At 61.0% G+C, this 1,227-nt stretch carries 2 protein-coding genes; both read right to left on the bottom strand.

Features of this window, described 5'->3' with window-relative positions; genetic code table 11:
* Window positions 1-152: 152 nt before the first annotated feature.
* On the bottom strand, window positions 153-587 hold the full coding sequence (locus BSP109_RS17405; protein ID WP_180959809.1) for a hypothetical protein: 435 nt from the start codon (window positions 585-587) through the stop codon (window positions 153-155).
* 85 nt (window positions 588-672) lie between these two features.
* Window positions 673-981: a transposase gene (locus tag BSP109_RS17575; RefSeq protein ID WP_219618455.1), complete on the bottom strand. Its 309-nt coding sequence runs from the start codon at window positions 979-981 to the stop codon at window positions 673-675.
* Window positions 982-1,227: the final 246 nt, after the last annotated feature.

Below are 1,227 nucleotides of genomic sequence, written 5' to 3'. Positions count from 1 at the left end.
CTTGAGGAGCGTTCGGACACTGGTTCCTATGCGTGTACCTCTCCGTCGTGTTAGCCGAGCCCGACCCATCTGGCAGTACTGGAATCGTCTCGGCGTTGTCAGGGCTGCTTCCCGCCCTCGCTCCCATCCCGGAGTTCAGGCTGCCCTCAACTTCACCTGGCTGCTGCGACAGCCAGGCGGTGGTGGTCTCTCACCTCCACTCGGTTCAACAGCGCCTCGTGGCGCACAATGTCGGTCAACCACAGCTGATTCGGTCCATCAGCTCGAAACTCGTGCCTGGTCCGCCCGTCGGCATCGACAACCGCGCACAGATCGTCGTGAACGGGTGGGCCGGGTTTCTTCCCGTTCTTCGCCCGGCCCTTACCGAAGGCGGAAAACCAGTCATTGGCCGAACACAACCGCCACGCAGTGCGTGCCGCCATGGGTTGGCCGGCCGCTTCGGCTTCGTCGGCGAGGTATCGGTACCAGAACTCGGGATCATCGCGGTGGGCATCGAAGTGCGCATCGGCCCGATATGCCTCAATGACGACTGCTTCAGGGATGGGTGCTGCCAGCCACCGGTAGTAGGGCTGGCGGGAGAGCTTCAAGACCCGCTCCCCCGCGCGCTCCGCTCTCAAGCGGGAGGTACCCCCTCTGACACCGCCACGGGGATCCCGTCGGCGGCGAGCTCTCTCACGGCCGGGTAGAGCCTTTTGACGGCAGATTCGCCTGTGACAGATACGCGGCCGCGCGGCGCAGGACCTCGTTCTCCTGCTCAAGCAGACGATTGCGCCGACGCATCTCTCGTAGTTCGGCGGACTCGTCGCTGGTGTTGCCGGGTTTGTTGCCGGCATCGATTTCTGCTTGGCGGAGCCATTTGTTGATGGTGCCTTCGTGGACTCCGAAGTCCTTGGCGATCTGTCCGATCGTCGTCTTGGAATCCCTGGTCTGGACGACGCGGATGACGTCGTCGCGGAATTCTTTCGGGTAGGGCTGTGGCATGGTGTCTATCCTTCCAGGCTTGCCTATGAACAAGCCAAATTAGAGGTCACCTAACCCTGCATCAGTCCCCAGGGCCAACAAGGATTACGGCCACAATGTAGAAGTGCACGTGGCCTCAAGAGTGGTGGTGACTTATGCTACCGGCTCCTGGTTGCGTGTGTGGGGGAAGTACGCTGAACCAATTAGTGCTATGTATGGAAAGACGGAAGGACTCGGTTGCTGACGCGTAATCTGAGAGAAGGAATG

The sequence above is a fragment of the Brevibacterium sp. Mu109 genome (genome assembly GCF_900169375.1).
Classification (GTDB): domain Bacteria; phylum Actinomycetota; class Actinomycetes; order Actinomycetales; family Brevibacteriaceae; genus Brevibacterium; species Brevibacterium yomogidense_A.
Note: the sequence above shows the minus strand (reverse complement) of the source record. Positions and strands in the feature narration are given on the sequence as shown.

Excerpts from the sequence above, each read along its gene's own strand:
- BSP109_RS17575 (WP_219618455.1), bottom strand. The coding sequence starts at position 981 with ATGCCACAGCCCTACCCGAAAGAATTCCGCGACGACGTCATCCGCGTC.